The organism is Blautia sp. HA3515, from assembly GCF_059933065.1.
This window is the reverse complement of record NZ_JAYFUY010000029.1, coordinates 1-24,122: the sequence shown is the minus strand read 5'-3', so window position 1 is coordinate 24,122 and position 24,122 is coordinate 1. Positions and strand designations below refer to the sequence as shown.

Genomic DNA, 24,122 nt, shown 5'->3' with positions numbered 1-24,122 from the left:
AATCTTTCCACATAAATTCCATTGATCCCCTTTTCTTTCTGGCCTGAAAATTGCTGTTTGAAGATCTTACCTGATAGACTTCTGCATCCTTTTCCAAGTTTCCAATATAGATCCACCCTTCTGCACCTGTCATCCCCATACTTCTCAGGGGACGGCAGATATAGATCTCCATGGTCTGCCTTTTGGCGCACACTGGTGCTGCCCCGTCTGCCTTTGCTGTTACCGGAACCAGCATAAGCAATACCAGCATCAGAACTATGCCGGCCAGTCCTTTCTTCATTGCTTTCATAATCCTCTTCCTCCCTCGTTTTTACAAGAAAGAATCCTGCAAAGCAGGATTCTCCGCCTGCGGCGGGTCGCCTTAAGCGACATCTACCCTTCCGCCGCAGTGCGATCCTGCCCGGTAGGGCTTTTTTATGTACTAGGAAATTCCAACGGAATTTCCTAGTACATAAAAAAACACCATCCCCGCGGCAATCACTTTGTCCGCAAAAACAGTGCTTTCAATGCGCCTTCAGGGGCTCGAACCCTGGACACCCTGATTAAGAGTCAGGTGCTCTACCAGCTGAGCTAAAAGCGCATAGCGTCTTTGGTAATTCTGTTTTCTCTCAGAACTCCATTTGTTCAACGCAAGGGATATTGTACATGAGCCGACAGAAAAAGTCAAGGGAATTTTTATAATTTTTTTATTTTTTTTAATTTTTCTTTTTTTCTGCTTTTTTTCCACCCATATGCTCCAGCATATTTGTTAATTCCTCTGTGGATCGCCTCACCTTATTCATGTGACTGTCCAGCTTCTTATGCTTGTAGCTGAACTGACTGATGGACTGTTTCAGACGATTTCTGGACTTCATATCTGCTCCTGGGCATTCTTTCTATATATAATATGCCCCGGAGCAAAATACGTTCTGTCCTTTGGGTCTTATCTGCTGATCACCATTTTACAGATAGCATTACCCACCTTGGAAAACTTCTCTTCATATTCTGTCATAACATTTCCCTTCACCATCTCCTCATCATGATGAAGATCAAAGGAGTGGGCAAGAAGCTTCCAGCCTGCTTCCTGCACTTCCTCCAGGGGAAAAATCAAATAAAGGACGGTTATCTGTCTTAAATTCCAGGGTCCCGTCTTTTTTCAGGATCTGGTCAATACCTGGCCAGAAGCTCTCTGGATGTGAGACGGCGTTTCCAATGTCTTGCCTTGGGCCACGGATCTGAAAAATTCAGATAAATCCGTGAAACCTCCTCTTTTTCAAAGATATCCGGCAGATTACTGGCATCCACACACATAAACAAAAGATTGGATAATGTCTCTCCATTATTCTCAAGTTCTTCTCTTTTTTGCAGAGCACGCAGCAGCACGCTGTCATACATCTCGATCCCTACATAATTGATCTCCGGATGCAGCCGTGCCATATCCATCAAAAAACGGCCTTTCCCCATCCCCACTTCTATATGAATCGGCTGCTCTGACGCAAACGCCTGCTTCCACCGGCCTTTCTGCTGCTGGGGCTGATGCACCACATACTTGCTTTCCTGGATTGCTTCTTTTGCGCCAGGGATATTCCTCAGTCTCATACTTTCATTTTCCTCTTTCTCTTTATTTTTCTTATTCTTTTACCATCTTTATTTTCTTTTCCCCCGGCCGCCACTTCCCGGCAATCCGGATTCTTTCCATATCATACATGCTTTCCGGCATTGCCGCAACTACATTGTTTCACTGATACTTTTTTTATATTACAGGCATATCAAATATACTTTTTACATTTTTGTAGCTGCCAATTATACTGACCCTTGAAAAAATTTGGTCTTATGACTATACTGAAACTATCCATTCCATAGACAAAAATCACAAATTGGATTTCTGTTTCACAATCAATTTTGACCATTTGTGAAATAGTTTTTCTCAGATTTTAGGTGTATGATATATGGAAATTTTATGGAGGAGGATGCCGATGGAACAAATTTTAAGAAAGCTGTCGGAAATCGAAATCACCGCAGATGAGCTTCTGAAAGATGCGGAGAGGAAAAAGCGGGCACTTTCCGAAGAGACGGAGAGACAATGTAAAGAGTTTGATGCCGTTCTGGAAAAAGAAACCGACGCAAAAATCCGAGATATACGTAATGAACTGGAAAAAGAAAAGGATTCACGCCTGGCAGCATTAAAGGAAGACACAGAACAGCATCTGGTGCATCTGGATTCTTTCTATAAAGAAAATCACCAGCGTATTTCCGAAGAACTTTTCAAAAAAATTATTACAGCTTAATTCAGATGAATGAAGATTTCAAAAGAAAGGAAGTGAATTGAATTGGGAAGTGTTTTTTCCTATAGCGGACTTTCTACCAAAATAAGGGCTCTGCAAAGCAAGCTTATGACCGAGGAAGAGCTTTCAGAAATCGTACAGCTTCCGAATGTACCTCAGATAGTGGCATATTTAAAAAGAAAACCGGAATATTCCCGGGCATGGGCCAACCTTGATGAGAACGACCTGCACAGAGGACAGATTGAAAAGCTTCTGAAGCAGTCGATCTTCCGAAATTTTTCCAAAATTTACCACTTTGCAAACAAGGAACAGCGACGTTTTCTGTCTTTATATTCAAAAAGATATGAGATCCTTGTTTTAAAGGCGATCATGGCCAACCTTTTTGACCACAGAAATACAGACCCTGTAGACCTTAGTCCTTACCGTGACTTTTTCCTTCATCATTCCAAATTAGATCTGGATCGTCTAGCCGCCGCCACAAATATGGAAGAGTTTGTAAATGCCCTGAAGGGTAATGAATTTTACGGACCTCTTTCCAGGGTAATGGAACACGGCAACGGTCTTCTTTTTGATTACGGGATGGCACTGGATCTTTACTATTTCACCCAGATCTGGAACCTTCGGAAAAAGCTTTTCAAAGGGGATGACCTGGAGGAAATAACAAAAGCCTACGGTGAAAAATTTGATATGCTGAACCTGGAATTTATCCAGCGTTCCAAACGCTATTACCATATGGATCCTGCCGCTATATACAGCCTGCTGATCCCTATGAATTATAAATTAAAGAAAGAAGAGATTACCGCCCTTGTAGAGGCTTCCGGCCATGATGAGTTTGTGGCTGTTATGAATCGCACATATTACGGACGGAAATATCCTCAGATCACACCAGTCAACCTGGAGGAATTCTACAATTACATTCTCCGTACTGTTCTTGAAAAAGAATCACGGAAGGATCCTTATTCTGTAGCAGTGATCTATTCTTACTTATATCATAAAGAACACGAAGTAAACCGCCTGACCATTGCTCTTGAATGTGTACGTTACAAAGTAGGCCAGGAGGAAGCTATGCGTTATATTCGCAACAATTAAAGAACCCGGAGGACAACATAGTGATTGAAAAAATGAAATTTGTGAGTATCACCGGGCCAAAAGCGGATATTGACAGAGTGGTAAACCGGTATCTCAGTAAATATGAGATTCACCTGGAAAATGCTCTTTCTGAGCTGACCACTGTCCGTCATCTTACTCCGTTTCTGGAAATCAATCCTTATAAAGATATGCTGTCAGCCATCAGCAGCTTTTATGAGGAACTGGATACTCCTGAACAGATCCCGGAAAAGGATCTGACCATTGAGCAGGCTCTGGATATTGTTTCCGGCCTGAAAAGCGAATCTGACAGGATCGCAGACAGGAAATGCCAGCTGGAGGAACAGCGTACATCCCTGACTGAATCCATGCGGATCATCGCCCCCTTCCGAAATGTGGAATTTGATGTTTCTTCTATCCTGAATTTCCCGTCATATCCACTATCGTTTCGGACGTATTGAAAAAGAGTATTTCTACAAATTCAAAAAGTATATTTATGAAAATTTGGATACGATTTTTATCAAATGCAACGAAGACGACCAGTATTTCTGGGGCATCTACTTTGTTCCGGAATGCGAGGCTGCCAAGATCCATGCAGCTTATGCTGCCATGCATTTTGAAAAAGTCTTTATCCCGGATCAATATCAGGGTACAGCAAAAGAAGCTTACGATGCCCTGGATAAAGCCATTCACAAAAATGAAGCTGACCTGGCTGATGCTAATGACCAGATGAAGAAGCTTTTAAAGGATAAGGCTTCTGATATTGTTTCTGCGTATCAGACTCTTTCCCAGCTTTCCAGGAACTTCGATGTCCGCAAGCTGGCTGCCTGCCTGCCAAACGGAAGCAGCAAAGACCAGGCAAATGATTCAGAAAATGCCAATACCTTCTATATTTTATGTGGATGGATGACAGAAGCAAATACCAGAAAATTCCAGAATGACATTAAGAATGATTCCAATATCTTCTGTCTGGTAGACGATGATGAATTGAACATTAAGAAACAGCCGCCTACCAAATTAAAAAATCCAAAGCTTTTCAAGCCCTTTGAAATGTACATTAAGATGTATGGACTTCCGGCCTATGGAGAAATGGATCCTACCTGGTTTGTGGCAATTACCTATTCCTTTATCTTTGGTGCTATGTTCGGAGATGCAGGACAGGGACTTCTGCTTTTTATCGGCGGACTGCTTCTCTACAAGATCAAGCATATTGACCTTGCAGGTATCATAAGCTGTGCAGGCGTCTTTTCTACTTTCTTCGGATTTATGTTCGGCAGCTTCTTTGGATTTGAGGATATCCTGAAGCCTATATGGCTGCGCCCAATGAATGCCATGATGAACGTACCGTTTATTGGAAAACTGAATACTGTATTTATTGTAGCCATCGGCTTTGGTATGGGACTGATCCTGTTATGTATGATCTTTAATATCATCAACTCTGTAAAGTCCCACGACATCGAAAAAACCTGGTTTGATACAAACTCTGTTGCAGGTCTTGTGTTCTATGGTTCAGCAGTTCTTGTAATCGCACTGTTCGTATCCGGTAAAAGCCTTCCTGCCACAGCCCTTCTTCTGATCATGTTTGTACTGCCTCTTATTATCATGTTCCTGAAAGAGCCTCTTACAAACCTGGTCAACAAGAAACCACACCTGATCGAAGGCGGTGCAGGCATGTTTATCACACAGGGATTATTTGAAATGTTTGAAGTCCTTTTAAGCTACTTCTCCAATACACTTTCCTTTGTGCGTATTGGAGCTTTCGCAGTAAGCCATGCAGCCATGATGGAGGTTGTACTGATGCTGGCAGGTGCAGAAAGCGGTTCCCCTAACTGGGTAGTTGTTGTTCTTGGCAACCTGTTTGTCTGTGGACTGGAAGGACTGATCGTTGGTATCCAGGTTCTTCGTCTGGAGTATTATGAGATTTTCAGCCGCTTCTACAAAGGTACCGGAAGGCAGTTCGTTCCTTTTGGTTCCAGGAAGCAGTGAAAATAATAAATTAAAAATATTTTAACGAAAGGCCCTGACTACATCTATAAAAAACTTTCATTTCAGGGCAATTGAAAGGAGAACATTATTATGACAGCTATGATTCAGATCGTATTAGCAGCAGCACTTGTATTAAGTATCATTATTCCCTTTGGTTATTATCTTGTGGGCGAAAAAAGCCGCGGCCGTTACAAAACAGCTATCGGTGTAAATGCATTCTTCTTCTTTGGCACCATGCTGATCGCAGCAGCTGTTATGTTTGCAGGCAGTGCATCCGTACAGGCAGCTACCGGTTCTGACGCAGGTCTTGCAACCGGACTTGGATACATCGCAGCAGCACTTGTTACAGGTCTTTCCTGTATCGGTGGTGGTATTGCCGTAGCCAGTGCGGCAAGTGCAGCCCTTGGCGCTATCAGTGAAGACCAGAGCATTCTTGGTAAATCCCTGATCTTCGTAGGTCTTGCAGAAGGTGTTGCCCTTTACGGACTGATCATCTCCTTCATGATCATCGGTAAATTATAATATGAAAATGTTCTTAATCAGCGACAATATTGACACCTATACAGGGATGAGACTGGCAGGTGTGGAGGGCGTCGTTGTCCATGAACGGGTTGAGCTGAAGGATGCGCTTGAACAAGCCATTTCCAATAAAGAGATCGGGATCATCCTGCTGACTGAAAAGTTCGGCAGGGAATTTCCCGCCATCATTGATGATGTAAAGCTGAACCACAAAACGCCCCTTATCATCGAAATCCCTGACAGGCATGGTACTGGCCGCAAACCGGATTTCATTACCTCATATGTAAATGAGGCAATCGGACTGAAATTGTAACAAGGAGGCACCCAATGACAATCGAAGAAAAACTGCAGCATTTCTATGATGTTTCTGTAGAAGAAGCTTCCGGCTCTGCAAACCAGGCCCTGGAAGAACACAAGAAGCATCTGGCGAAAATGTTTTCTGATCATAAACAAACCAGACAGCAGGATGCCCAGGCTCAGATCAAGGCTGAAACAGAAAATGCAAAACGGGAAGTAAACAAAGCACTTTCCGCACAGCAGCTTACACTGAAACGAAATCTGACTGCCAGGGAAAATGAACTGAAGGACGAGCTTTTCGTAGAGGTTAAAGAACGTCTTACCCAGTTCATGTCCACTACTGAATACGAGGATTACCTTGTACGCAAGATCAAAGAAGCTGTTGATTTTGCAAAAGACGATGAACTATTTATATTCCTTTCCCCTGAAGACGAAGGCCTGAAGCATTCCATGATGGCACGTACCGGATTCCCGGTACAGATCGTCCAAAGAGCCTTTTATCGGTGGGATCCGTGCAACCATTCCAAGCAAGAATATCCTGATCGACAATTCTTTTATGGAATCATTGCATACACTGCGAAAAGAATTCAGTTTTGACGGAGGGCCGAAAGCATGAGCAGAACAGGCACGATTTATGGGATCAATGGCCCGGTCATTTACTTAAAAGGTGATCCAGGCTTTAAAATTTCCGAAATGGTCTATGTAGGACCTGAGCATCTGGTAGGTGAGGTCATTGGCCTGAAAAAAGGCATGACCACTGTACAGGTATTCGAGGAGACTACAGGACTGAAGCCAGGCGAAACTGTTACCGGTACAGGAGATGCGATCTCCGTGCTTCTGGGGCCTGGTATTATCCATAATATTTTTGACGGTATCCAGCGTCCGCTGGAAGAAATTGCAAAATCCTCCGGTAAATATATTTCCAGAGGTGTAAGTGTTGATTCTCTTGACACTAAGAAAAAATGGGATGTACATGTAACCGTAAAAGAAGGTGATGTGGTAACTCCTGGCACCATCATTGCACAGACCCAGGAAACCCCTTCTATCCTTCATAAATCCATGGTTCCGCCAGATATGGGAACTGCCACAGTTATCAAGGCAGTACCTGACGGAGCTTACAATATCCTTGAACCAATCGTAACAGTCCGCCTTGCTGACGGAAGCGAAAAGGATATTGCCCTGGCACAGAAATGGCCTATTCGTATCCCAAGACCTACTTACAAGCGTTTTCCTGCAAGCGTTCCTCTTGTAACCGGACAGCGTATCCTGGATACTTTGTTCCCTATCGCAAAGGGCGGTACAGCTGCCATCCCAGGCGGTTTCGGTACAGGAAAAACCATGACACAGCACCAGATCGCCAAATGGTCCGATGCAGATATCATTATCTACATCGGCTGTGGCGAGCGTGGAAACGAGATGACCCAGGTTCTGGAGGATTTCTCCAAACTGGTTGACCCTAAGTCCGGCAATCTGATGCTGGATCGTACCACACTGATCGCCAATACTTCCAATATGCCTGTAGCAGCCCGTGAGGCATCTATCTATACAGGTGTTACCCTTGCGGAATATTACCGTGATATGGGCTATGACGTAGCTATTATGGCTGACTCCACTTCCCGTTGGGCTGAGGCACTTCGTGAGCTGTCCGGACGTCTGGAGGAAATGCCTGCCGAGGAAGGCTTCCCGGCTTACCTGGCTTCCAAGCTTTCCGCTTTTTATGAAAGAGCCGGCATGATGCAGAATCTGAACGGAACCGAAGGCTCTGTTTCCATTATCGGAGCCGTATCCCCACAGGGCGGCGACTTCTCAGAGCCTGTTACCCAGAATACCAAGCGTTTCGTCCGCTGCTTCTGGGGACTGGATAAATCCCTGGCCTATGCCCGTCATTTCCCGGCTATCCACTGGCTTACCAGCTACAGTGAATACCTGGAGGATCTGTCTCCCTGGTACAGAGAGCATGTTTCCCCCAAATTTGTATCTGACCGTAATCAGCTGATGGCGATCCTGAACCAGGAAAGCTCCCTGATGGAGATCGTAAAGCTGATCGGAAGTGATGTCCTGCCGGATGACCAGAAGCTTACCCTGGAAATCGCAAGGGTGATCCGTCTTGGATTCCTGCAGCAGAATGCATTCCATCAGGAAGATACATGTGTCCCAATGGAAAAGCAGTTCCTTATGATGGAAACCATCCTGTATCTCTATGAGAAATGCCGTTCTCTGGTAAACAAGGGCATGCCTGTTTCCGTCTTAAAAGAAGACAATATTTTTGAGAGAATCATTTCTATCAAATATGATGTACCTAATGACAAACCGGAAATGTTCCAGGATTATATGACAGACATCGACCGCTTCTACAATAATGTTCTGGAACGCAACGGCTGATAAACAGGACAATAAGGAGGAATGCTTTTATGGCAATAGAATATTTAGGCTTAAGCGAGATCAACGGCCCTCTTGTAGTCCTGGAGGGCGTTAAAAACGCTTCCTACGAGGAGATCGTCAAATTCCGTATGGATGACGGAAAAGAAAAGATCGGCCGTATTATTGAAATCTATGAAGACAAGGCTGTGATCCAGGTGTTTGAGGGCTCTGATGGAATGTCCCTCAGCAACACACATACCAGCCTTTCCGGACATCCTATGGAGATCGGGCTTTCCACGGAGATCCTGGGACGTACCTTTAATGGTATCGGACAGCCCATTGACGGGCTGGGTGATATCACACCGGAAGTCAGCCTGAACATTAACGGACTTCCGCTGAACCCTGTAACAAGGGAATATCCACGAAATTATATCAACACCGGTATTTCTGCCATTGACGGACTTACCACACTGATCCGCGGCCAGAAGCTTCCCATCTTCTCAGGCAACGGACTTCCCCATGACAAGCTGGCAGCCCAGATCGTGCGTCAGGCTTCCCTTGGCGGTGACTCTGACGAGAACTTCGCCATTGTTTTTGCAGCCATGGGCGTTAAATATGATGTAGCTGAGTTTTTCCGCAGGACCTTTGAAGAAAGCGGTGCATCTGACCATGTAGTTATGTTCCTGAATCTTGCAAACGATCCTACAGTGGAACGTCTGCTTACCCCGAAGATCGCATTGACAGCAGCAGAATATCTTGCCTTTGAAAAGGGAATGCATATCCTTGTAATCCTTACAGATATCACTTCCTTCTGTGAGGCAATGCGTGAGGTTTCCTCCTCCAAAGGAGAAATCCCCTCCCGTAAAGGATATCCTGGATATCTGTACAGCGAGCTGGCTACTCTTTATGAGCGTGCCGGTATTGTCCGTGGCGGTACAGGCTCTGTTACACAGATCCCGATCCTGACCATGCCAAATGATGATATCACTCATCCCATCCCTGACCTGACCGGTTATATCACTGAAGGACAGATCGTTCTTGACCGTCAGCTTCACGGCCAGTCCGTATATCCGCCGATCAATGTACTGCCCTCTCTTTCCCGTCTGATGAAGGATGGTATTGGTGAAGGCTTTACAAGAGAAGACCATCAGGATGTGGCAAATCAGCTGTTTTCCTGCTACGCAAAGGTTGGAGATGCAAGAGCACTTGCTTCTGTTATCGGTGAAGATGAGCTTTCGCCAATTGATAAGAAGTATCTGGCATTCGGTAAAGCTTTTGAAAGTGAATTTGTAGGACAGACTGATACAGAAAACCGCTCCATCATCCAGACCCTGGATAAGGGTTGGGAGCTTCTTGGAATGCTGCCTAAGGAAGAGCTGGACCGTGTAGATACCAAGGATCCTGGATAAATATTATCACGAGACTGCAAAATAAAAAGTGAGGTGATTTCATGGATCCAAATACATTTCCCACCAAAGGAAATCTGATCCTTGCAAAGAATTCCCTTGCCCTCTCCGTCAGGGCTATGAACTGATGGATAAAAAAAGAAATATCCTGATCCGTGAGATGATGAACCTGGTGGATCAGGCTAAGGACATTCAGACTCAGATCGATGAAACCTTCCGTGCCGCTTATGCAGCCCTGCAAATGGCAAACATGGAAATGGGTATCGCCTTTGTGGAACAGGTTTCCCACACTGTGCCCATTGAAAATTCCATCCGCATCAAAACACGAAGCGTTATGGGTACCGAGATCCCTCTGGTAGAATATGACAAAAACAAAAATGCACCTACCTACGCTTACTACAGCACCCGAATGTCCCTGGATCAGGCCAAGGCAGCCTTTGAACGGGTAAAAGAGCTGTCCATACAGCTTTCCATGATCGAAAATTCTGCGATCCGCCTTGCCAATAACATCAAAAAGACCCAGAAGCGTGCCAATGCCCTGAAGAATATCACAATTCCAAAATTTGAAGCATTGACAAAGGATATTTCCAATGCACTGGAAGAAAAAGAGCGTGAGGAATTCACAAGACTGAAAGTTATCAAACGTATGAAGCAAAGCGCCTGATCTTAAACAGGCGGATATATGAAAATGCAGAAAGAGACTGCCGCAGCTGACTGAAAATCACTTTTCGGATGCTGTGTCGGTCTCTTTTCTTTTGTCAATAGTTTTTCCCATTTTTTTCTTATTTTTTACAATTTTATGATATATAACCAAAACATTTGTTTTTTCTATTTTTATGTAAATCAAGTCATCCACATCCTATCCATGTGGACAATGTGGATAATTTTGTGCATAACTTTATTTTTCAAGGTTTTTGACATGTTTAAAAAGTGGAAAACTTTTGCACCGATTTTCGTACAATCCACATTTCTCGACAAACTTTGTGCAATGTGCCAAAAATATATTTTTTTCCGACAATTTGTCCCCTGTCATAGAACCTTTGCTCTGCCAATAGGATAGTAAAAACAGTTTTGAAAGGCTATCTATGCGCTTCAGACTATCCCAATTATCCAAACGCCACCGATACGCTCTCACTGCCCTGTTTCTTTCTCTTATCTTCCTTCTTGGCATGGGGATCGGCTGCCTGTCCGGCCACGGTTTTTCAGAAAACAGTAAATTTCAGTCCTTTACAAAAGAACTGTTTAAAAACGAAGTGTCTGGAAATACTCTTACCCTTCACTATACACTGGCCGATCCGGAAGCCTTTGGGATTTCCGGCCAAAAGGCTTCACTTGGAACAATGGATACAGATACAGACAGTACCCGCAAGCTTTGCAAGGATTATCTCCATAAGCTGAAAGCCTTTGACTCCCATCGTCTTTCAAGACAAAACAATATAACCCTGGATACCCTGCTGCTTTATTTCCATACGCAGCTGGAAGGCCTGGAAGCCCCTTATTTAGATGAGCCTCTAGGCCCAAGCCTTGGCATACAGGCCCAGCTGCCTGTTCTGCTTGCTGAATATGCCTTTCATCAAGAGCAGGATATTACAGACTATCTGAATCTTCTTGCGGATATCCCCTCTTACTTTGACAGTATCCTGGAATATGAAAAGCAAAAATCCCAAACAGGGCTGTTTATGAGTGATGCCATGCTTGACCGGATCCAGGCACAGTGCCGCTCTTTTATCCAGGATCCGGATTCCAATTACATGCTGTCAGCCTTTGTCCAGAAGCTGGATACCCTTGAAACGCTCTCAGATGCCGATAAAAGCCATTTAAGCCAGGTGCATAAGCAAATCCTTATCCGCAAGGTTATTCCGGCTTATCAGGCCCTTATAAACGGTTTAGAGGCATTTCGCGGCACAGGCCGGGAAAGCTGCGGACTTTCCCATTATCCTGGCGGAACGGATTATTACTGTTACCTTCTGAAAAGCCAGACAGGGGTCTATGAACCGATCGCCCAAATCCGTAAACGGCTGCTTACCCAGCTTCAGAAGGATTCTGCTGAAGTTTCCGCTCTGGCTGCCATACATCCATCACTTCTTACCGACTATGCAAAGGGAACCGATCTCCCCTCTCTGGTGCCCCAGAAGGCACTTATTTTTCTTCAGGACTGTATGCAAAAGGATTTCCCCTCCCTGGGCAAAACATCCTATCAGATACGTTATGTACATAAATCCATGGAAAAATACTTAAGCCCGGCCTTTTATCTCACTCCTCCCATTGACACCAAAGAGCCTAATGTGATCTATATCAACCAGGCCGCTTCCACCACACAGTTGGAGCTTTTCACTACACTGGCACATGAAGGCTTTCCCGGTCACCTGTATCAGACACAGTATTTTTCCAAGCTTGATCCGGATCCTGTGCGTTCCCTTTTTGATTCCAGCGGCTATGTGGAAGGCTGGGCCACTTATGTAGAATCCTATGCATACCAGTATGCAGCCGCACTGATAAACCATGAGGATGCCGAAAGCCTGACCCGTCTGGCAGCTCTGAACCGCAGCATTAATCTATGCCTTTATTCCCTGGTGGATATTGGGATCCACTATCAGGGCTGGTCTTCTGCACAGACCGCTGATTTTTTAAAGAATTTCGGTATCCAAGACGCATCTGCTGTAAGCCAGATCTACCAATATATTACGGAAACTCCTGGAAATTACCTGAAATATTATGTTGGATACCTGAATTTTCTGGATCTGAAAGACGAAGCCCAGAAAAAGAATCCAGAAGCTTTTGATCTGAAGCAGTTCCATTCCCAGATTCTTCAGATCGGCCCGGTTCCGTTTCCTGTACTGAAAAAATACCTGTAACAAAAATTTAAAAAAATTTTAAAATGGCTTTCCATAGAAAAAAGAATTTGCTATAATTAAATTTAACATAAAATCATTGATAATAAAGGACAGTCCAATGAAAAAGAACGAAAATGTACCATTGAATTTCAGGGAAAAGAGCATTTCACGCATCAGTTTCTATGTATCCATCGGCGTGCTGGCTGTTTTATTCCTCATATTCAACCAGATAGACTACAATATGATCCGCAAGCCTGCACAGCAGGCCCAGAAAGAAGCCCAAGCCAAGAAAGAACAGGAACAAAAGGAAGCTGAAACAGCGCCTGAAGTGACTACAGCCTCCGTGATCGCAGTAGGTGATAACCTGGTACAGCCCAGTCTTCTGAATTCCGGCAAATACGAAAGCGGAGCCTGGAACTACGATCATGTATATACCAATTTTACCACCATACTTCAGAATGCAGATATTGCCATGGTCAATCAGGAGACCCCCTTTACAGACAGTCATGATTCTGTTAGCGGTACAGCACCTTACGCTACCCCTACAGAGATCGGAGATGCCCTTGTAAATGCCGGCTTTAATGTGATCACCTCTGCCACACAGCTGATCGATGACAATGGTTCAACGATGCTTACGCAGACTTTGGATTACTGGAAGAACCAGCATCCGGACACACTGGTTTCAGGCATACATGACACAGCCGATAATGGCGGGGCCAATATTCTTGAAATCAATGGTATCAAGATCGCTTTTCTTGATTATACTTTCCCCTCATCTGCGGTTTCTGAAGATTCAGGGGACACAAGTATGGTGAATACTTTTGATTCACAGGCTGTAGCTGATGCCATCAAAACAGCGAAATCATCTGCAGATTGTGTGATCTTTTCTGCCAACTGGGGCAAAACAGAAGAGCCTATGCCTACCGAATACGAGAAGGAATGGGCCAATTTCCTGATGAAGCAGGGCGTAGATGTGGTGATCGGCACCCATCCCAATGTATTGCAGCCTTATGGTTACCTTACAGATGATGAAGGCCACAATATGCTGATCTATTATTCCCTTGGCAACTTTGTATCCGGTCAGGAGACCCTGAAACAGCTTCTTGGCGGTATGGCAGGCTTTACCATTGAGAAGACCGTTACCGGTGAGCAGACTTCTGTTAAGATCCGCGACGGAGCACTTACCCCACTTGTCATGCATTACAGCTATGAGGATGGCGAATATCAGCCCTATCTTCTTTCTGATTATACTGACGAGCTTGCTTCCAAACACAGTGTACGGGACATTATTGGGGATGAATTTACCTTAGAGAACCTTCAGACAAAATATGATGAGATCATGTCCATGAACGTGACACCGTCCACCAAGACCACACTTTTGGATGTTACCTTCGATTCAGATGGCAATATGCTTGATGACTCCGGAAATATGGTGACAGATACGGATTCCATCACGTCCAGCCAGTATTACCAGAATCTTTCTTCAGCAGAAAATAATGAAGGCAGCAACGATGGTGATTCAGACAGTGATAGCGGTGATTCAGAACAGTAATAACGGAAACATGTGTCGCTAGGCACACATAGCAAGAGCCATGTACCCCAGATCAAAGGGCACATGGCTCATTTTTATTTTCTCAGCAACAGCTTTTTGGCATTTGCTTCTGTAATGGTAATCACTTCTTCAGGAGTGGTGTCTTTCAGCTGTGCAACAGCAGCTGCCACATAAGGCAGATTCAATGAAGAATTTCTTTTGCCGCGATTTGGCTCCGGTGCCATATACGGGCAGTCCGTTTCCAAAAGGATCTGCTCCAATGGTGCCTGCCTTACCACTTCCTTCAGTTTTTTGGCATTTTTGAATGTAACAACACCACCGATTCCAAGATACAGCCCCATTTTCAAGTATTCTGCTGCTATCTCCGGACTGTAGGAAAAGCAGTGGATGATGCCGCCATACATACCGCCTCTCATATACTCCCGGATGATCTCCAGTGTATCCTCTGCTGCATCCCGGCTATGGATCATAAACGGAAGCTTTTCCTGCCTGGCAATATCCAACTGGGCACGAAACATTTCCTGCTGTTTCCTGTGTTCTTCCCTTTCCTTGTGCCAGTAGTAATCCAGGCCGATCTCGCCAATAGCTACCATCTTGTCCATCCTGGAAATCCGAGTGATCTCATCCAATGTATTCCCTGTCATCTTGTCTGCATCATCCGGATGCACACCTACTGCCCCGTATATGAACGGATATTTCTCTGTAAGCTCTACTGTACAGTGGAACTGTCCTATGGAAGCACATACATTCACAATATGCCCTACGCCCTGCTTCTCCATCTGGCCCAGAAGTTCTTCCCTGTCAGAATCAAAAGCTTCATCATCATAATGGGCATGTGTATCAAAGATCATCTGTACTGCCTCCTGTTTCTTCTGCCTGGATCCTCAGATCATCTCCCACACGGATCGTTCCGCCTTTCAAAACACGGGTAAATACACCTTCTCTTTGGCATGATACAATCTCCCATTTTCTGGAAAATAACACATCCCTGATGGCACTCCTTCCCCACCTGAGTCAGCTCCAGCACCACATCTTTACAGCAAAATCTGGTACCTATAGGAAGAGCGGCAAAGTCAAACCCTTCCACTACCAGATTTTCTCCAAACGCACCATCTTCTACTTCTGCGCCTCTGGAACGAAATGCCTGAATCTTATCATAGGATAAAAGGCTTACCTGCCTGTGCCATTTCCCGGCATGGGCATCTCCTTTGATTCCCCAGTCCTCTATAAATTCAGCCTCAGGGATACTGCGTTTTTGTGTACCCCTTTTTTCACTGATACAGATTGCCCGTATTTTACCCATGTCAGCCTCCACAATTCCCAGTCTCTCCGGTAAGGATCTCAATCCCATGCCCAAGAGCGCCAATAATATATTCCAGACTTTCCCGTACAGCCTTCAGGGCTGCCCGGCAGATTAATGATCAATGTCTGCCTGCATATCCCGGCTGTAGCCCAGGCTGAGCATTGCCCTCTTGGTAATGGTCATACTGTATGCACGAATCGCCTCAGGGATCCCCGGTACCCTGCGTTCTATCACATCTTCGGTAGCTTCCGGCATCACATCCCTTACAGAAAATCCGGTGCCGCCTGTGGTAAGGATCAGCTCTGCCAGGTTTTCATCAGCAATCTGAGCCATACGTCTGGCCAGCATATCCCGGTCATCTGGAAGAATATCCATAGATACCACCTGATATCCTTCTTTTTCTGCAATTTCTTTGATTGCAGGACCGCTTTTGTCTTCCCTCTCTCCTGCATAACCAGCATCACTGGACGTTATGATCGCTACTCTCTTCATAATAAAAATCCCCGCTTTTACCGCCCTTTTTCTCTACAAGATGAATGTCTGTCATCACCATATGCTTGTCAATGGCTTTGCACATATCATAGATGGTAAGAAGTGTTACCTGTACACCGGTAAGTGCTTCCATTTCCACACCTGTCCTGCCCTCTGTCTTTACTGTACAGAAAACCTGGATCCGGCTTCCCTCACCATCAATCTGATAATCAATGCTGCATTTCTGTATAGGTAGAGGATGGCACCATAGGCACCAGCTCTGACGTTCTTTTCACCGCCATGATCCCTGCCACCCGTGCCACACCCAGCACATCTCCTTTTTTCACCGTACCAGCAGTAACCGCCTCCAGGATCTCCCTGCCAACCAAGATAGATCCTGTGGCAACTGCAGTGCGGCAAGTAATGGCCTTTCCGGACACATCCACCATGATCGCATTGCCTTTTTCATCAAAATGGCTTAATTTACCTTCCATGATCAGCAGATCTCAGCTCCTGCAGGCATTTCTCTTTCAGGAACCATAAGGGAAAGCTTGCCTTCCTCATCTTCAGCGCAAAGGATCATTCCCTCACTTAAGATACCTGCCAGCTTGGCCGGCTTCAGATTGGTAACAACCATAACCTTCTTCCCAACCATCTGCTCCGGTGTATAATGCGCCTTGATACCGGACACGATCTGACGCACCTGGCTGCCGATCTTTACCTGAGAGCACAGAAGCTTTTTGGATTTCTTCACTGCTTCACAGGCAATGATCTCCCCTACCTGGAACTGAAGCTTGGAAAAATCATCAAAGGTGATCTCCGGCTTTGCCTCAAGATCAATGCCTTTCTCTTCTTCTTTTGCAGGCTCTTCCAGCTTGGATGGATGAAGCACTTCTACCTTTGCCATAACCTCTTTCAGATCCAGACGTGCGAAAAGGATTTCCGGCTTTTCTGTTACTTTATTGCCTGAAGGATACAAGCCAAAGGTCTTAAGATCTTCCAGTGTACGCTCTTTTGCATTTAACTGGGCAAGGATCCTTGCTGCTGTGTCCGGCATAAAGGACTGCAGCAGTGTAGCACCCATACAGATCCCTTCAACCAGATTGTAAAGAACTGTTGCCAGGCGATCCTGCTTTGTCTCATCCTTTGCAAGCGCCCAGGGCATTGTTTCATCAATATATTTGTTACATCTCTTGAACAATGTAAACACCTCAGTAATAGCATCTGCTACACGAAGCTTATCCATTTTGGCATCTACTTTTCCAGGTATGGACAGGATAAAGGATTTCAGATCCTCATCTACTGGCTCTGCAACTCCCTTATTCTCTACAACACCGCCAAAATACTTATTTGACATGGAAATAGTACGATTGACCAAATTGCCCAGTGTATTAGCCAGTTCAGAATTGAGGCGCTCCACCATCAGTTCCCAGGTGATCACTCCATCATTGTCAAAAGGCATCTCGTGGAGTACAAAATAACGGACAGCATCCACGCCGAAGAAATCTACCAGTTCGTCTGCATAGATCACATTGCCTTTTGATTTACTCATTTTACCATTGCCCTGCAAAAGCCATGGATGTCCAAATACCTGCTTTGGAAGCGGCAGATCCAGAGACATCAGGAAGATCGGCCAGTAAATAGTATGGAAACGGATAATATCCTTTCCGATCAGATGCAGGTCTGCAGGCCACATTTTATTAAACTGCTCTGTACTGTTGCCGTCACAGTCATAGCCGATCCCGGTAATATAGTTTGTCAGTGCATCCAGCCATACATAAACAACATGTTTCGGATCAAAGTCAACCGGAATTCCCCACTTAAAAGAGGTTCTGGAAACGCAAAGATCCTGAAGTCCAGGAAGCAGGAAGTTGTTCATCATCTCGTTCTTTCTGGATTCCGGCTGAATGAAATCCGGATGTGTATTAATGTAATCGATAAGCTTGTCTGCATATTTGCTCATTTTGAAGAAATATGCCTCTTCCTTTGCGGGAACGCAAGGCCTTCCACAATCCGGACATTTACCGTCTACCAGCTGGGATTCTGTAAAGAATGACTCACATGGAGTACAGTACATTCCCTCATAATGTCCTTTGTAGATATCGCCCTTTGCATACATTTTCTTAAAGATCTTCTGTACCTGCTTCTCATGATCAGCATCTGTTGTACGGATGAACTTGTCATAAGAGGTATTCATCAAATCCCAGATCTCTTTGATCTGACCGGAAACATTATCCACAAATTCCTTAGGTGTAACTCCTGCTTCAGCGGCCTTCAACTCGATCTTCTGGCCATGCTCGTCAGTTCCGGTCTGGAAAAACACATCATACCCCTGCTGTCTTTTGTATCTGGCAATCGCATCTGCCAGAACAGCCTCGTAAGTATTGCCGATATGAGGTTTTCCGGATGTGTACGCAATGGCTGTTGTAATATAATACTTCTGTTTTTCCATTTCTTGATTCCTCCTCTTTCTACAACAAAAAACGCCTTCCCAACCTACCATTGAGAAGACGAGTCCTTGGGTTTTCTTCTTTATGAATGCATCGTAACACACTTTGCCGTTTTTGTAAACACAGTTTTGCCGTATTTTCTGCCTGTTGCTTGTTCCAATACCCAAATTATGATAGGATAAAATAAGGTTATAAAACCATGAAATGGTACCTGTCTTTTCTTGCAGGATACTATTGGTAAACGGTTGAAGCTATTAAAAAAAATAAGGAGTGTGAGCAAATTGAAATATGATGTGATTATTGTTGGTGCCGGTCCTGGCGGTATTTTTTCTGCTTATGAGCTGATCCACCGAAACCCTGATCTGAAAATCGCAGTTTTTGAAGAAGGCCATCCTCTTTCCCGCCGTCACTGTCCCATTGATGGAGATAAGGTAAAAAGCTGTATCAAATGTAAAACCTGTGCCATTATGAGTGGTTTTGGCGGTGCAGGCGCTTTTTCCGATGGAAAATATAATATTACCAATGATTTTGGCGGCACTCTGTATGAACATATCGGCAAAAAGCAGGCCATTGACCTTATGGAATATGTGGATTCCATCAATGTTTCCCATGGTGGAGAAAAAACCAAAATGTATTCCACTGCGCAGACGAAATTCAAAAAGCTTTGCATCCAGAACAAGCTTCGTCTTCTGGACGCTTCCGTCCGCCACCTGGGTACAGATATCAATTATATTGTTCTTGAAAACCTGTTCAATGAACTGAATGACAAAATAGATTTCTTTTTTGATACCTCAGTAGATCATATTGAAGTTCTTGATACAGGCTACCGTATCTATCATGGAGATTCCTATGACGACTGTGAGAAGTGTATCGTTTCAGTAGGACGCAGCGGCAGCAAATGGATGGAAAAAATATGTAAAGAACTGGATATTCCTACCAAATCCAACCGTGTAGATATCGGTGTGCGTGTAGAGATCCCCGCTGTGATCTTCTCCCACCTGACAGATGAACTGTACGAAAGCAAGATCGTATACCGCACAGAAAAATTTGAAGATAATGTACGTACCTTCTGCATGAATCCCTATGGAATCGTTGTAAATGAGAACACAAACGGAATTGTCACTGTAAATGGCCACAGCTACGAAGACCCTCAGAAGCAAACGGAAAATACAAATTTTGCACTTCTTGTTGCCAAGCACTTTTCCCAGCCCTTCAAGGACAGTAACGGCTATGGCGAAAGCATTGCCCGTCTCTCCAATATGCTGGGCGGCGGTGTGATCGTTCAGCGCTTTGGCGATCTTGTCCGTGGCCGCAGAAGTACTGTCAGCCGTATTGATGAGGGCATGGTCCGTCCAACCCTGGCTGCTACTCCCGGGAGATCTGAGCCTTGTGCTTCCCAAGCGAATCCTGGATGGAATCATTGAGATGATCTATGCCCTTGACAAGATCGCTCCGGGTACTGCCAATGATGATACCCTGCTTTATGGTGTGGAAGTTAAATTCTATAACATGGAAGTAGACATCAACGAAAATCTTGAAACCAAATATAAAGGACTGTATGTGATCGGTGACGGAAGCGGCGTTACACACTCTCTTTCCCATGCTTCTGCCAGCGGTGTATACGTGGCAAGACAGATCACACAGTAAAGAGCGGATCAAACAAATCATACATTCAATATTCAAGTCGAGCTGTTCCTCACCACCTGAAAGAGGTGGGAGTCTTCTCGACTGAGATAAACAAAATAGTACATGCCATCAACAACGAATAAATTCGTAAATTCTGTTAATTACTTATTGACATACAGAAGAAAATAGGTTATATTAATTTCAGTAACAGTTATCATTATCAGAAAGGAGCTAGTTTTATGGCAGCCATGAAATTCAGCCGCCAGCGAGAATCCATTAAAGAATTCCTGAGGGGACGTACAGATCATCCTACTGCTGACACTGTATATGAGAATGTAAAGCTTATATATCCAAAGATCAGCCTTGGAACTGTATACCGCAATCTTTCTCTTCTTTCTGATATTGGAGAGATCCAGAAGCTTGCAAGCTTTGGCGGTTCAGACAGATTTGACGCCCGGATCGATCCCCACTGTCACTTTATGTGCACCAGATGCGGCAGGGTCCTTGATATGGATGAGGAGCATTTTGACAAGCTTATGGCAGAGGCGGCTATCCATTTTACAGGCGGTGAGATCACTCATTATAACGCCAGTTTTTACGGGATCTGCAAGGATTGCAAGGGAAAAGAGTAACTATTCCTTATTAAAAACAAACAAAAAGTTTTACTTGACAGTCCAGCAATTACATGTTATATTAAAACAGTAATAATTACTATTATTAAAAATCAAATAATTAAATTATAGAAAAGGAGATACGAATTATGGCAAAATGGGTATGTAGTGTATGTGGTTATGTTTATGAAGGCGAGAATCCACCAGAAGCCTGTCCACAGTGTAAAGCACCAGCATCTAAGTTCACTAAGCAAGATGAAGGAAACCTTACATGGGCAGCTGAGCATGTTGTAGGTGTTGCTCAGGGCGTGAGCGAAGACATTCTTGCAGACTTAAGAGCAAACTTCCAGGGTGAGTGCTCTGAGGTTGGTATGTATCTTGCAATGGCAAGGGTAGCTCACAGAGAGGGATATCCGGAGATCGGCCTGTACTGGGAGAAAGCAGCTTATGAAGAAGCAGAACATGCTGCTAAGTTTGCAGAGCTGTTAGGTGAAGTTGTTACAGACAGCACCAAGAAGAACCTTGAGATGCGTGTAGAGGCTGAGAACGGTGCTACAGCTGGTAAGTTCGACCTTGCGAAACGTGCGAAAGCAGCTAATCTGGATGCTATTCATGATACTGTTCATGAGATGGCTAAAGACGAGGCTAGACACGGAAAAGCATTCGCTGGTCTGCTTAAGAGATACTTCGGAGAATAATTTCTTCCAGAAATTCGCATAGAATACAGATTATTACAAGGGGCTGCCGCACTTGCGACAGCCCCTTGTTTATAGCGCCGAAAACACATTTACTAATTCACATACCTTCTTGTAACTTCATAAAAGGAATTCAATTAATTCCTACCAATCTTCATATACCCTTATTGTTACAACTAATAATATTTTCTGTTTCCGCCAAAGTGGATATCTAATTTGTATTCTACTCCTTTAGAATCCTTCACACGGATCTGAAGCCAGCTTCCTTTCTTTGTGTTGGGTACATATTTTCCATTTTTAAAAGACCGGGCTGAGTCATACCAGATCCAGTTCTCCTGATCACTGTATTTGGCAAATATCAGCTTCCAGCCCTTCGCTAATTTCCAGGAAACCTTATGTTTGCTTTTCTTATCTTTGACTGTAAAAAAGCCATGACGATCTGTATCAAAAATATTTTTTCCGTCAACCTTCAAATACTGAACAGGCTTTGCGTCTTTTACGATAAGGGTAGTTTTCAAAGTGTAAACTTTTTTATTCTTTTTTACCTTTATGGTTATATTGGATACTCCATTTTCATAAGGAATATACTCAAAATCATCTCGTCCTGAACTGTCAATCTCTACCACATCCGGGTTGGAAGACTTTACGGAAATGATCTTACCCTTTCCCACATTTTTAACTGTTACTTTTTTATCGTCTGTCCAGGTGGACCTGTAATATACGATCTTTTTTGCTACTTTTGGTGCTGCACTTGTTGCTGCCTTAGCCTGTGCAGGTGCAAAACACAGCGATACCATAAAGCAGGCAATCCATAAAAACAGCCCCTTCTTTATAAATCCTTTTCTCATTATCTTTTCTTTATTCATTACTGGTCTCCTCTTGCAATTTCTATTTTTCCCTTCATCGTATGCATGTTATCCATTACTCAAACGGCAGCAATATGGTGTCAAAACTCATAACAGCATATCCTATTTCATAGTAATTTCTCATTATATAATCATCCAGTTCTTTTATAAACTTGCAGTCTGAAACACGTCTTCGTTTCAGAGTTTCATCATTACGATACCGGATTTTTGTCACCGCATTTTTCTTGATAAAAGTTAAGGTTCCTTTTACACGGTTAGGAGTAATCACAGCACTGCTAAGATCATACTCATAGCCTCCCAGGAAACTGCTGTTCTCTGTGGTTCTGGTCAGCGTCTGCATACCATCATCTGTATTATAATTGATCTGAATATTGTACTCTACTGCAAAATTTTTTGTTGAAAACAGGTACCATCCATTCAGATCCTTTGCTCTCCAGAAAATTCTGTAACCACTGGGATCTCCCCATGTACTATCATAAGACCTAACGATTTCAGGGGCAAAATACTGTGAAAAGTTAGACATATTCAAGTCTGCTGTTTTAAAATATGATTTAACACCTTTCGCCGGCTGTTTAACTGTTACTTTGCATGTAAGTTTTTTCTTTCCGTATTTGGCGGTGATAACAGCTGTTCCCTTCTTTCTCGCCTTTACAACTCCGGCCTTAGAAACCGTTGCCACACTCTTTTTACTGCTTGTCCAGGTGATTCTTCCTTTGATTCCCTTTGCCTTTAACTTATAACTTTTACCTACATTCAAGGTAATGCTTTTCCTGTTCAGCGCTGCTGCCTTGGCTGAAACCGGCATGGCCAGCATACTCACCAGCATGCAAAGAAGCAGGATCGCTGACATTTTTTTCAATCTCTTCATTTCTCTTCCCCCATAATGATATACTATATTTTTTGCCTGAATCAGGCATTCACTTTTATTATAAATATTAACATTTTCAAGCACAATTACCCTACTGCATAGTATCGTAATTCTTCTTGCAGGAGGTGCCTCATGAACCAGCGGCCTGATTTTGCTGCACATCTTTGCAATCCTGCCGGAAACTATTCCTGTGCATATTATTAAAAAGCTGCCTGGGCTGTATCTACAGGATGCTCCGCTTTATTGTCAATGTCTGTATCATTTCCTGAGAATATGCTTCCTGCAAAATCAAGCACTTCTGTTCCCGGCAGATTGTCGATGCAGACAGCCGTTCCGTTATCAGTAAACGTATTATTTAAATAGTTTGGAGCAGAACCATAAGAAGAACTGCTGTTGAATTTCAATGCCGTTATATTATTTGTAAAATCACAATCCATCGCATTGACCCATGCCCCATTTTGTGCAAGCGCTGCAGTATCCCCATCCGTCAAAGCTACACTGGGAAAGAAGTACCAGACAATACGCATTCAGACCGGTTCCTGAATTTCCAGCAAAATGTACACCGGATATGTCAGCATAATTTCCATTCATTCCTCTCAGACTCACGGTTCCGGTAAAGGTAGTAGTGGGCGCCCTCTTCTGGTGCTTCCATAGATCCCCCATACATGATCTCCGAAAACAATATCTCCATCATAAGTCACTGCCGGAAGATGAAGATATACTGTGGTATCTGACGGCACCTCTTCCTCAATGGAAGCCAAAAGCGACTTTAATTGATCGGTTGTTTCCATCCCGGGGTATCCTCGAAATAATAAGTAACCGGCTTTCTGCTTTTCCAATGTAAGCTTTGTACAAAGAGAAATCGTATCTCCGTTTTCCATAGTCAGCATCCATTCAATATCATTGGTGCCGCTATCCGCATGAAAA

At 44.0% G+C, this 24,122-nt stretch carries 17 protein-coding genes, 1 tRNA gene and 9 pseudogenes; 14 read left to right on the top strand and 13 right to left on the bottom strand.

All coding sequences use genetic code 11. The features are described 5' to 3' along the window. The 4 genes and pseudogenes from R1Y93_RS01870 to trmB all read right to left on the bottom strand — a co-directional run. Positions 1-289 (bottom strand): hypothetical protein (locus R1Y93_RS01870; protein WP_500821421.1); only part of this gene is annotated, 289 nt, incomplete at its 3' end. Between the two features lie 218 nt (positions 290-507). Continuing rightward, positions 508-580 (bottom strand) — tRNA-Lys (locus tag R1Y93_RS01865). 115 nt (positions 581-695) lie between these two features. After that, the gene (locus R1Y93_RS01860) at positions 696-854 is read right to left on the bottom strand and encodes a hypothetical protein (protein ID WP_500821419.1); all 159 of its coding nucleotides are present in this window, start codon (positions 852-854) and stop codon (positions 696-698) included. 68 nt (positions 855-922) lie between these two features. After that, positions 923-1,578 (bottom strand): annotated as a pseudogene (gene trmB, locus R1Y93_RS01855) (tRNA (guanosine(46)-N7)-methyltransferase TrmB). 377 nt (positions 1,579-1,955) lie between these two features. Between trmB and R1Y93_RS01850 the strand changes: the two are divergent. From R1Y93_RS01850 to R1Y93_RS01800, 11 genes and pseudogenes are all read left to right on the top strand, one after another. Then, positions 1,956-2,267 carry a hypothetical protein gene (locus tag R1Y93_RS01850; protein ID WP_500821418.1) on the top strand — a complete coding sequence of 104 codons (312 nt, stop codon included), beginning with the start codon at positions 1,956-1,958 and terminating at the stop codon, positions 2,265-2,267. Positions 2,268-2,309: 42 nt separating this feature from the next. Further along, positions 2,310-3,353: a V0D/AC39 family V-type ATPase subunit gene (locus tag R1Y93_RS01845; protein ID WP_500821417.1), complete on the top strand. Its 1,044-nt coding sequence runs from the start codon at positions 2,310-2,312 to the stop codon at positions 3,351-3,353. Between the two features lie 20 nt (positions 3,354-3,373). Next, positions 3,374-5,336 (top strand): annotated as a pseudogene (locus R1Y93_RS01840) (V-type ATP synthase subunit I). Positions 5,337-5,426: 90 nt separating this feature from the next. Next, entirely contained in the window at positions 5,427-5,858 is a 432-nt protein-coding gene (locus tag R1Y93_RS01835) for an ATP synthase subunit C (RefSeq protein ID WP_500821416.1), read from the top strand. Position 5,859: 1 nt separating this feature from the next. Next, the gene (locus R1Y93_RS01830) at positions 5,860-6,168 is read left to right on the top strand and encodes a V-type ATP synthase subunit F (RefSeq protein WP_500821415.1); all 309 of its coding nucleotides are present in this window, start codon (positions 5,860-5,862) and stop codon (positions 6,166-6,168) included. A gap of 14 nt (positions 6,169-6,182) precedes the next feature. Continuing rightward, a complete protein-coding gene (locus R1Y93_RS01825; protein ID WP_500821414.1) occupies positions 6,183-6,749 on the top strand; it encodes a V-type ATP synthase subunit E in 567 nt (188 codons plus the stop codon). Between the two features lie 15 nt (positions 6,750-6,764). Next, on the top strand, positions 6,765-8,534 hold the full coding sequence (locus R1Y93_RS01820; RefSeq protein WP_500821413.1) for a V-type ATP synthase subunit A: 1,770 nt from the start codon (positions 6,765-6,767) through the stop codon (positions 8,532-8,534). 29 nt (positions 8,535-8,563) lie between these two features. Then, positions 8,564-9,947, top strand: a pseudogene (locus R1Y93_RS01815) (V-type ATP synthase subunit B). Between the two features lie 16 nt (positions 9,948-9,963). Beyond that, a pseudogene (locus R1Y93_RS01810) lies at positions 9,964-10,583 on the top strand (V-type ATP synthase subunit D). 421 nt (positions 10,584-11,004) lie between these two features. Further along, a complete protein-coding gene (locus tag R1Y93_RS01805) occupies positions 11,005-12,774 on the top strand; it encodes a DUF885 domain-containing protein (protein ID WP_500821412.1) in 1,770 nt (589 codons plus the stop codon). Positions 12,775-12,871: 97 nt separating this feature from the next. Then, entirely contained in the window at positions 12,872-14,305 is a 1,434-nt protein-coding gene (locus R1Y93_RS01800; RefSeq protein WP_500821411.1) for a CapA family protein, read from the top strand. Between the two features lie 74 nt (positions 14,306-14,379). Here the strand turns inward: R1Y93_RS01800 and R1Y93_RS01795 are convergent, their stop codons facing one another. The 5 genes and pseudogenes from R1Y93_RS01795 to metG all read right to left on the bottom strand — a co-directional run bounded on the left by R1Y93_RS01795 (position 14,380) and on the right by metG (position 18,531). After that, entirely contained in the window at positions 14,380-15,156 is a 777-nt protein-coding gene (locus R1Y93_RS01795; RefSeq protein WP_500821410.1) for a TatD family hydrolase, read from the bottom strand. Further along, positions 15,146-15,608 (bottom strand): annotated as a pseudogene (locus tag R1Y93_RS01790) (MOSC domain-containing protein). The gene R1Y93_RS01795 and the pseudogene R1Y93_RS01790 overlap by 11 nt, the downstream one beginning before the upstream one ends. A gap of 1 nt (position 15,609) precedes the next feature. Beyond that, positions 15,610-16,100: pseudogene (locus R1Y93_RS01785) on the bottom strand (MogA/MoaB family molybdenum cofactor biosynthesis protein). Further along, a pseudogene (moaC, locus tag R1Y93_RS01780) lies at positions 16,069-16,573 on the bottom strand (cyclic pyranopterin monophosphate synthase MoaC). Before moaC ends, R1Y93_RS01785 begins: the two co-directional pseudogenes overlap by 32 nt. 2 nt (positions 16,574-16,575) lie before the next feature. Next, a complete protein-coding gene (metG, locus tag R1Y93_RS01775; RefSeq protein ID WP_500821409.1) occupies positions 16,576-18,531 on the bottom strand; it encodes a methionine--tRNA ligase in 1,956 nt (651 codons plus the stop codon). Between the two features lie 279 nt (positions 18,532-18,810). Here metG and R1Y93_RS01770 point away from each other — a divergent pair. The 3 genes and pseudogenes from R1Y93_RS01770 to R1Y93_RS01760 all read left to right on the top strand — a co-directional run bounded on the left by R1Y93_RS01770 (position 18,811) and on the right by R1Y93_RS01760 (position 21,464). Further along, positions 18,811-20,176 (top strand): annotated as a pseudogene (locus R1Y93_RS01770) (NAD(P)/FAD-dependent oxidoreductase). A gap of 218 nt (positions 20,177-20,394) precedes the next feature. Then, a complete protein-coding gene (locus tag R1Y93_RS01765; RefSeq protein ID WP_158422300.1) occupies positions 20,395-20,787 on the top strand; it encodes a Fur family transcriptional regulator in 393 nt (130 codons plus the stop codon). A gap of 128 nt (positions 20,788-20,915) precedes the next feature. Further along, complete coding sequence (locus tag R1Y93_RS01760; protein ID WP_158422301.1) at positions 20,916-21,464, top strand: NADH peroxidase; 549 nt, start codon at positions 20,916-20,918, stop codon at positions 21,462-21,464. A 173-nt stretch (positions 21,465-21,637) separates the two neighbouring features. On the opposite strand, the gene R1Y93_RS01755 is transcribed toward R1Y93_RS01760, so the two are convergent. The 4 genes and pseudogenes from R1Y93_RS01755 to R1Y93_RS01740 all read right to left on the bottom strand — a co-directional run. Then, complete coding sequence (locus R1Y93_RS01755) at positions 21,638-22,327, bottom strand: hypothetical protein (protein WP_500821408.1); 690 nt, start codon at positions 22,325-22,327, stop codon at positions 21,638-21,640. Positions 22,328-22,382: 55 nt separating this feature from the next. Beyond that, positions 22,383-23,195 (bottom strand): Ig-like domain-containing protein, encoded by an 813-nt coding sequence (locus R1Y93_RS01750; protein WP_500821407.1) that lies wholly within the window; start codon positions 23,193-23,195, stop codon positions 22,383-22,385. A 200-nt stretch (positions 23,196-23,395) separates the two neighbouring features. Further along, the gene (locus R1Y93_RS01745) at positions 23,396-23,722 is read right to left on the bottom strand and encodes a hypothetical protein (protein ID WP_500821406.1); all 327 of its coding nucleotides are present in this window, start codon (positions 23,720-23,722) and stop codon (positions 23,396-23,398) included. A gap of 75 nt (positions 23,723-23,797) precedes the next feature. Beyond that, positions 23,798-24,122, bottom strand: a pseudogene (locus R1Y93_RS01740) (hypothetical protein); the annotation flags it as partial.